Genomic DNA, 8,425 nt, shown 5'->3' with positions numbered 1-8,425 from the left:
GTTGGTCTTTTTTTTTTTTTATGTCGAGGGTGGTGGTTGTTGTTTGTGGGGCGAGGGGGGGGGGGGGGGGGCGGGGGCGCCCCCGCGACTAGTAGACAAGGAGCCCGCGATGATCGACGAGAAGACGAGGGCCGACTTGGTCGCTCGGCTCCAAGACGACTTGAAGCGCCTCGAGGACGACGTCACCGAGCTCAACATTCACCACCACGAACTGCTCTCTGAGGCCAGTGGCGAGCAGGCGTACCGAGACCACATGGCCGACCAAGGAACCGCGACGTTCGAGCGCGAACTCGACATGACGTTCGAGGAGAACGAGCGCGACACGCTCGACATGGTGCGTGCTGCTCTCGCGCGCGTGAAGGCCGGCACGTACGGCTCGTGCTCGCGTTGTGGCGCCGACATCCCCGCCGCACGCCTGACCGCTATGCCCACCGCGACTCTGTGCATCAAGTGCAAAGAAGCCGAAGAGTCTCGCTAGATCTGGCCCACCCGGGCTGGGTCTTTGTGGCAATCGCATCCGCAATCCTGATCTGCGACCAGGTCGTCAAGGCGGTCGCGCGTTCCGCACTGCAGCTCGGGCAACCGGTTCCGCTCATACCCGGTTTGGTCCGCCTCGTCATGGTGCACAACACCGGCGCTGCCTTCGGGCTGTTCCAGGGCGGCCGGCCCGTTTTCGTGCTCACATCGCTGCTCGTACTGTTTGTGATCGCGGCATACTGGCGCCGAGTTCGGCCGAGCGCGTGGCCTGTCGTCATCGCACTGGCTCTGATCGCGGGCGGGTCGATCGGCAATCTGATCGACCGCGCGCTTGTAGGCCAGGTGACCGACTTCTTCGAGTTCACCTTCGTCGAGTTCCCGGTGTTCAACGTGGCCGACATGGCGATCGTCTGCGGCGTGGCGTTGCTGATGGTATGGGTGCTGTTCGGCCCTCAGCCCGCCGAGACACCCGCCGAGGAGCTCGAGCAGCCCGCCGAGATTCTCGGGGCGAGTGAAGACCACGCCGCGCATGTGGAGGCCGTGAAAGACGACGACGAACCGCTCGCCGAGTCTGCGCCCGACGCTTCCGGCACTGCTGATGTGCCTGAGCCTTCGGTGCGAGCATCCGACCATGAGGAGCTCGCAGGATGAGGCCGTCGGAGTATTACGAGCACGTGGTGACCTCGGAGGAGGCCGGCCAGCGGTTGGACTCGCTGCTCGGAGGCTTCGACTTCCTGGTGTCTCGCTCGGCGGCGTCTCGGCTGATCGACGGCGGCAACGTCATGGTCGACGGCAGCGTGGTGGCCAAGAAGCACTCCGTGAGGGCAGGGGAGCGCATCGAGATCGAGGTGCCGCCCTACGATCGCGGCGACCTGATTCCCGAGGATATCCCCCTCGACATCCGGTTCGAGGACGAGTACATGATCGTCCTCTCGAAGCAGGCCGGATTGGTTGTACACCCCGCCGAGGGCAACTGGACGGGCACACTCGTCCACGCCCTGCTGGCGCACTCGGACACGCTTGGTACCCTGCAAGGCGACGAGCGGCCCGGCATCGTTCATCGGCTCGACAAGGACACAAGCGGACTGATGATGGTGGCCAAGACCGACGAGGCGCAGGTTCGCCTTCAGGAGGCAATCAAGATCCGCTCGATCGACCGTCGTTATCTGACGCTCGTGCACGGGTGGATCGCGCCCGACTCGGGCATGATCGATGCGCCTCTCGGCAGGGACCAGCGCGAACGGATGAAGATGGCGGTCTCGGACTCCCAGACGGCCAAGCAGTCGGTCACGACGTTTCGGGTGCTCGAGCGCTTCGAGGCCGGACCCGCCGACGACGGGTTCTCGCTTCTGGAGTGCAAGCTCTACACAGGGCGCACCCATCAGATTCGCGTTCACATGGCCTACATTCACCACCCATGCGTTGGAGACCCCGTCTACGGGCAGCGGCGGCTCAAGGCCGATCTCGGCCTCGAGCGCCAGTTCCTGCATGCCTATCGGTTATCTCTCACTCATCCGATAACAGGAGAAGAGCTGTTGTTCGTCGATCCTCTACCCGAGGATCTTGCGAGCCGGCTTGAGAGAATCGAGTCCTACTCGGCAGGACGTACTGAAGCAGGGAATGAAGTCCTGGGCCTGGTCGCCCGGGGGCGCAAGCCCTGAGCGAGCAGCTTGAATCGGCGCCATGTTCCATCGGGGAGGACTTTGATGCGCACGCCACAGGGAATCGCCGCGCGCGTCGCAGTGTCGTATGCGGCACTTGCGGGCCTGTGGATTCTGGTCACGGGGCTTGTGACCATACGCTTGCCGCAGCCGCTCGAGGGCATGGTCGAGATCGGCAAGGGCTTCCTCTTCGTGCTCGTGACTTCGCTGCTGCTCTATCTCGTTATCGCGCGTTGGACGCAAGCCGCTGCGGACGCGGCGGATCACGCCGAGCACGCCGAGCGGGAGTTGCAGCGGGTCGTCGACACCGCGCCGGTGGGCATGCTGCTACTCGACGGACATGGCGACGTGACCTTCATGAACCCTACCGCCGAGCAGCTGCTTGGCGTCCGTAGCACGCAGTGCGTGGGCCGTCCGCTCGAGGAACTGTGCGGAGCTGAGCGGCAGGAGGCTTTCGCCGTCTCGGTCAGTGAGCTGCTGGCCACTGACTCGATCGACGGCCTTGAACTGGTCGTGCCGGGAGGTTCCAAGGTGCGCCCGGTTATTGCGAGAGCCGCTCGTCTCGAACAGCTGAATCCTGATGGCGGATGGGTCGTCGCAATCGCCGACAACACGCGCGGCAAGGAGCAGACCGAGCGGTTCAAGCGTCTGCTCGAGGGCTACCGGCTCGTCTCGGAGATGTCGGCTGTCGTCGGTCGTTCGCGCGACGAGATGCAGCTCTTCGGTCAGCTGTGCCATCAAGCCGTCGAGGTGGGTGGCTTCAAGGCTGCTTGGGCCGTGGTGCGCAACGGAAACACCGGATACGCGACTGCTGGAATGGTCGGCCTCGGACAAGCCGGCGTCGCCGTCGCCGAGAAGATGCTGGCCGATAGCGAGAATCCCGACAGCATGTTTCCAGCAAGCCTCGCCGAGGCCGATGTCCTGATCTGCAACGACATCGCATCTGCTCAAGATTCGCCTTGGCGGGAAGCTGCCCGAGACGGTGGCTTCGGCTCCTTTGCCGCGTTCGCCATTGTGGATGGCGGCCGAATGCGGGCGTGCACGCTTCTGCTCGCCGAGCAGCCCGGCTACTTCGGCGTCGAGGATCGTCGGCTGCTGGCGACACTCAAGACCGATCTGACGTTCGCGCTGGACCGAATCCGCCTGGATGCGCGGCGTGTTGAGGCCGAAGAGGCGCTGGCCAGGAGCGAGGAGGGCTATCGACAACTCTTCGACGCCTACCCGCAGCCGATGTACGTGCACGACCGCCGCGACTTGCGGATCCTGGCCGCAAACGATGCTGCGCTTGCAAAGTACGGATACACGCGTGAGCAGTTCGCGTCCATGACACTGAAGGAGTTGCGTCCGGCCGCCGAAGTACCTCAGCTTCTCGAGCACCTCTCACGCAAGCTGCCCGGTCTGGTCGATGCGGGATTCTGGACGCATATCGACGGGAACGGTCGCGAGTTTCCCGTCCACGTTCTGACTCACAACATCGCTTGGGACGGCCACGACGCCGAACTGGTCATGGTGCAGGAGGTAGCGCGAATGTAGTCCGACACACCGGCGACGGGTTGTCGGCGGGCGACGGGTGCGCTACCCTCACAAAGACCTTTAAGCCCGGTCCCGTGAGGCCGGTAAGGAACCGCAGACTCATACCGCAGCAGCGCGCGAGAGCGCGCCCGCACCCACATGATGACGTGCCTCCTTGCCGCACAGGCCGGGAGGCGTTTTCGTATCCAGGGGGTGCGTGGAGTGGAGTACCGCACGAAAGCGACAGTGATGGACGCCGAGGCGATTTCGCGCGCGGTCACGCGTATCGCCCATGAGATCCTCGAGGCCAACAAGGGCGCGAAGAATCTCGCCTTCGTCGGGATCGTCACACGAGGAGCCACACTTGCCGAGACGCTTGCGGGTAAGATCCGCGACATTGAAGGCGCCGACGTGCCTGTGGGCACGCTCGACATCAGCTTCTACCGCGATGACCTGGCCATGCGACTCTCACCCGAAGTGCACCGCACGGACATCCCGTTCGACGTAGAGGGCCGCGACGTGGTCCTCGTCGACGACGTGTTGTTCACTGGGCGCACGATCCGTTCGGCGATGGACGCGATCATGGACTACGGCCGGCCGCACTCAATCCAGCTTGCAGTGCTGGTCGATCGCGGACACCGCGAGCTGCCTATTCGCGCCGACTACGTGGGCAAGAACGTGCCTTCGTCGGCCAAGGAGCGGGTGAAGGTCTACTTCGAGAGCATGGACGGCCGCGATGCCGCCGAGATCCTCGAAGCCGCCGAGGGAGGCGAGGAGTAGTGCTCTCGACGCGCCACATCATCGACATCGAAGACCTCACGCTCGCCGACCTGACGCTCATCCTCGATACCGCCGAGTCGTTCAAGGAAGTCAACGAGCGCCGCATCAAGAAGCTGCCAACGCTTCGCGGCCGCACCATCGTCAACCTCTTCCTCGAGCCGAGCACGCGGACGCGCACGAGCTTCGAGCTCGCGGCCAAGCGGCTGTCGGCCGACGGCATCAACTTCGCCGCCTCGGCGAGCGCCACAGTCAAGGGTGAGTCGCTGGTCGACACCGCCGAGACGCTCTCGGCGATGGCTTGCGACTTGGTGATCTTGCGACACAAGTACGCCGGTTCTCCTCGGATGCTCGCCAAACACATGGACGCCCACATCATCAACGGCGGCGACGGGATGCATCAGCACCCTACGCAGGCCCTGCTCGACCTGTTCACGATGCGCGAGCGTCTCGGACACCTTGAGGGGCTGACGGTGGGCATCGTGGGCGACATCTCGCACTCGCGCGTCGCCGGGTCGCTCGTGCCCGCGCTTAAGATGGTGGGCGCGCGGCCGATCGTCATCGGTCCGCCCACCCTGATGCCGGCTCGCCCCGATGCGCTCGGCGCCGAGGTCAGCTACACGCTCGACGACGTGCTGCCCGAGCTCGACGTCGCCTACATGCTGCGCATCCAGATGGAGCGCGCCGAGGGTATGCCGTTCCCGAGCGTGCGCGAGTACTCGCGCCTGTGGGGCATGAACGAGGCTCGGCTCGCGCGCATGAGGCCCGATGCGATCGTCATGCACCCGGGACCGATGAACCGCGGCGTCGAGATCTCGTCGGCTGTGGCGGATTCACCGCGCGCCGTCGTGCTCGATCAGGTCAACGCCGGGGTTGCCGTGCGCATGGCCGCGATGTATCTGCTGCTGGGAGGGGACGCAAGTGACGCTACTGCTTAGAGGCGGCCGGGTTGTTGATCCGGGCCTCGAGCTCGACGAGGTCTGCGACGTCTTGATCGAAGACGGCATCATCACCAAGGTGGGCAAGGACGTTGTGGCCGCCGGTGCGACGGTCGTGGAGTGTGCCGAGAAGATCATCATGCCGGGCTTGGTCGACGTGCACACGCACCTGCGCGAGCCGGGCTTCGAGTACAAGGAAGACGTCGAAAGCGGGACGCGCGCGGCCGCACACGGCGGGTTCTCGGCGGTTTGTGCGATGCCCAACACCAACCCGATCTGCGACGAGGGCTCGGCCGTGCGCTTCTTGGTCGAGCGCGCCGCCGAGCGTGGACATGTACGCGTGCACCCGATCGGTGCGCTCACGGTCGGCCTGAAAGGCGAGTCGCTCGCCGAGATGGGCGACATGATCGCCGAGGGCGCTGTGGCCTTCTCCGACGACGGCAAGGGGGTCCAGGACGCCGGCACGATGCGCCGCGTCATGGACTATGCGGTCACCTTCGGTGCGACGGTGGTCTGCCACTGCGAGGACGAGGCGCTGGTGGGCAAAGGCGTCGTCAACGAGGGCGTCGTCTCGACGCGCCTCGGGCTGACCGGCTGGCCGTCGGCGGGCGAGGACGTCGCCGTTGCACGCGACATCGCGATCGCCGAGCTGACCGGCTGCAGGCTGCACCTCGCGCATATCTCGACGGCTGGCGCACTGCAGGCCGTGCGCGAGGCCAAGGAGCGCGGAGTCGCCGTGACCTGCGAAGTCACGCCGCACCACCTCTTCCTCGACGAGGACGCGCTGACGCCCGAGTACGACACTGCGATGAAGATGAACCCGCCGCTGCGCACCTCGGCGGACCGTGCCGCCTTGGTCGCGGGTCTGAAGGACGGCACCGTCGACGCGATCGCAACCGACCACGCGCCGCACGCCGCGCACGAGAAGGCGCTCGAGTTCGAACTCGCGCCGTTCGGCACGACCGGGCTTGAGACCGCGCTGCCGCTGGTTATTACCAACTTGGTCGCGAAAGATACGCTGACCTGGAGCGATGTAGCGCGCCTGATGGCCACGGGCCCGCGCTCCGCGCTCAACCTGCCGCCAGTCACCCTGGCCGAGGGCTCGGTCGCCGATATCACGATCATCGACCCCGAATGCCGAGTCGAGATCACACCGGCGTTCTTCGAGAGCAAGTCGGGTAACTCGGCGTTTCTGGGGACTACACTACTGGGCAAGGCCACCGAGGTACTTGTCGGCGGCCGGTTCGCTCTGCGCAACGGAAAGGTGGTCTAGCCCCGTGACACAGGGTCCCGAGGCGCTACTTGCGCTGGAAGACGGCACGGTGTTTCGCGGTATCGCGTGTGGCGCATCGGGCGAGGCCGCCGGCGAGCTGTGCTTCAACACGTCGATGTCGGGCTACCAAGAGGTGCTGACCGATCCAAGCTACGCCGGACAGATCGTCACGATGACGATGCCGCATATCGGTAACTATGGGGTCAACGGCGCCGACATGGAGTCGCGCGGCGTATTCGCGAAGGGATTCGTCGTGCGCGAGATGTGCGACGAGCCTTCGAGTTGGCGGTCCGAGCAGTCGCTCCCGGCCTTCCTCGCCGAGAAGGGCATCGTCGCGATTCAGGGCATCGATACCCGCCGCCTCACGCGGCACCTGCGCGAAGCGGGCGCGATGCGCGCCGTCATCTCTACGACCGACCTATCGGCGGACTCGCTGGTCGCGAAGGCGGCCGCCTCGCAGGGCCTCGTGGGCCGCGACCTCGTCGCCGAGGTCGCCTGCACCGCCCCGTACCGATGGGGCACCGAGTCGCCGTGCGACAGCGACCTGCCGGTCGACACGGGCGTACTTCCGGTCAAGCCGAGCTACCGAGTCGTCGCGATGGACTCCGGCATCAAGTACAACATTCTGCGCCGTCTCTCCGAGGCTGGCTGCGAGCTCACAGTCGTCCCGCCGACTACTTCCGCCGAGGAGATTCTCGCCTTGCAGCCCGACGGCCTGTTCTTCGCCAACGGTCCGGGCGACCCCTCGGCGGTCGACTACCTGTACGGGACGCTTCGCGAGCTGCTCCGCGTCAAGCCGGTGTTCGGGATCTGTCTCGGGCACCAGATGCTCTCGCTTGCTGTGGGAGCCACGACGTTCAAGCTGAAATATGGGCATCGCGGCGGAAACCAGCCCGTGATGAACCTTCTGAACGGCCGTGTTGAGATCACCAGTCAGAACCACGGCTTCTGCGTTGACTTCGGCTCGATCGGCGGTCTGGTGGCTGGCGATAGTGGCGGGCTGACGCTCGACGCGGGCGATATCGGCTCGTGGGTCGCGGCGGGTGTGGCGCCGGTCGTGCGCTCCCAGCACTTCGGGCGCGTTCAGCTCTCGCACGTCAACCTCAACGACATGACCGTGGAAGGCATCCGGCTGCTCGACACGCCTGCCTTCTCGGTTCAGTACCACCCCGAGGCGGCACCGGGCCCGCACGACGCCCGCTACCTCTTCGGCGCGTTCACGCGACTGATGGACGGCCGCGACGACTATCTCGACGGCGTGGAGTAGAGAAGGGGACCACCATGCCCATCAGTACGATGCTTGTTCCGCTGGGAAGCGACCCGCACGAGAAGAAGGTGCTGCGCTACGTGAGCGGGCTCTCCGTGCAGTCCGTGCGTCGGGTGCTCGTAGCTTCGGTGGTCGACGACTCCGGTATGGAAGCGCCGGTCGTGGCTGCCGAGATGGACCGCGCGCGAGAGCGCCTCGCGGAGTGGACCCGTGAGGTCGCGTCCGACTGCGCGATGGAGCTGGAGACTCGCGTCGTCACCGGCGACCCGACCGGGGCGATCCTTGCGCTGGCGCAGCAGGCCGACGTCGACGTGATCTGCCTCGGCACCGAGGGCAAGACCCTCTTGGAGGCGCTGTTCTCGGGAAGCGTGTCCGAGGAGCTGTTCGTCTCAGGCAAGATCCGCACGATGACGGTCCGAAACGATCTGCTCGATGCGGTGAGCGACCCTGCTCAAATCGCGCACGACTTCGCCAAGCGCCTCGTTGTACCCACCGACTTCTCGGCGTCGGCGACGCGGGC

At 65.5% G+C, this 8,425-nt stretch carries 9 protein-coding genes; all 9 read left to right on the top strand.

What is annotated here, in order from left to right; translation table 11 throughout:
• Nucleotides 1-109 precede the first annotated feature (109 nt).
• Complete coding sequence (locus tag P4L93_10680) at nt 110-478, top strand: TraR/DksA C4-type zinc finger protein (protein MDR3687409.1); 369 nt, start codon at nt 110-112, stop codon at nt 476-478.
• 26 nt (nt 479-504) lie between these two features.
• Nucleotides 505-1,128: a signal peptidase II gene (gene lspA, locus P4L93_10675; GenBank protein ID MDR3687408.1), complete on the top strand. Its 624-nt coding sequence runs from the start codon at nt 505-507 to the stop codon at nt 1,126-1,128.
• Nucleotides 1,125-2,138, top strand: coding sequence for an RluA family pseudouridine synthase (locus tag P4L93_10670; protein ID MDR3687407.1), 1,014 nt, complete (start codon nt 1,125-1,127; stop codon nt 2,136-2,138). The genes lspA and P4L93_10670 overlap by 4 nt, the downstream gene beginning before the upstream one ends.
• Nucleotides 2,139-2,183: 45 nt before the next feature.
• Entirely contained in the window at nt 2,184-3,671 is a 1,488-nt protein-coding gene (locus tag P4L93_10665) for a PAS domain S-box protein (protein MDR3687406.1), read from the top strand.
• Between the two features lie 201 nt (nt 3,672-3,872).
• Entirely contained in the window at nt 3,873-4,430 is a 558-nt protein-coding gene (gene pyrR, locus P4L93_10660; GenBank protein MDR3687405.1) for a bifunctional pyr operon transcriptional regulator/uracil phosphoribosyltransferase PyrR, read from the top strand.
• A complete protein-coding gene (locus P4L93_10655; GenBank protein ID MDR3687404.1) occupies nt 4,430-5,365 on the top strand; it encodes an aspartate carbamoyltransferase catalytic subunit in 936 nt (311 codons plus the stop codon). Before pyrR ends, P4L93_10655 begins: the two co-directional genes overlap by 1 nt.
• Nucleotides 5,349-6,638, top strand: coding sequence for a dihydroorotase (locus P4L93_10650; GenBank protein ID MDR3687403.1), 1,290 nt, complete (start codon nt 5,349-5,351; stop codon nt 6,636-6,638). Before P4L93_10655 ends, P4L93_10650 begins: the two co-directional genes overlap by 17 nt.
• Nucleotides 6,639-6,642: 4 nt before the next feature.
• On the top strand, nt 6,643-7,905 hold the full coding sequence (gene carA, locus P4L93_10645) for a glutamine-hydrolyzing carbamoyl-phosphate synthase small subunit (protein MDR3687402.1): 1,263 nt from the start codon (nt 6,643-6,645) through the stop codon (nt 7,903-7,905).
• 14 nt (nt 7,906-7,919) lie between these two features.
• On the top strand, nt 7,920-8,425 hold a 506-nt coding region (locus P4L93_10640), incomplete at its 3' end, for a universal stress protein (protein MDR3687401.1).

The organism is Coriobacteriia bacterium (assembly GCA_031292615.1).
In the GTDB taxonomy this organism is placed as follows: Bacteria; Actinomycetota; Coriobacteriia; order Anaerosomatales; family JAAXUF01; genus JARLGT01.
The sequence above is the reverse complement of the archived record's forward strand: the minus strand, read 5'-3'. Positions and strand labels throughout refer to the sequence as shown.

Excerpts from the sequence above, each read along its gene's own strand:
- P4L93_10665 (MDR3687406.1), top strand. The coding sequence starts at position 2,184 with ATGCGCACGCCACAGGGAATCGCCGCGCGCGTCGCAGTGTCGTATGCG.
- P4L93_10670 (MDR3687407.1), top strand. The coding sequence starts at position 1,125 with ATGAGGCCGTCGGAGTATTACGAGCACGTGGTGACCTCGGAGGAGGCC.
- P4L93_10680 (MDR3687409.1), top strand. The coding sequence starts at position 110 with ATGATCGACGAGAAGACGAGGGCCGACTTGGTCGCTCGGCTCCAAGAC.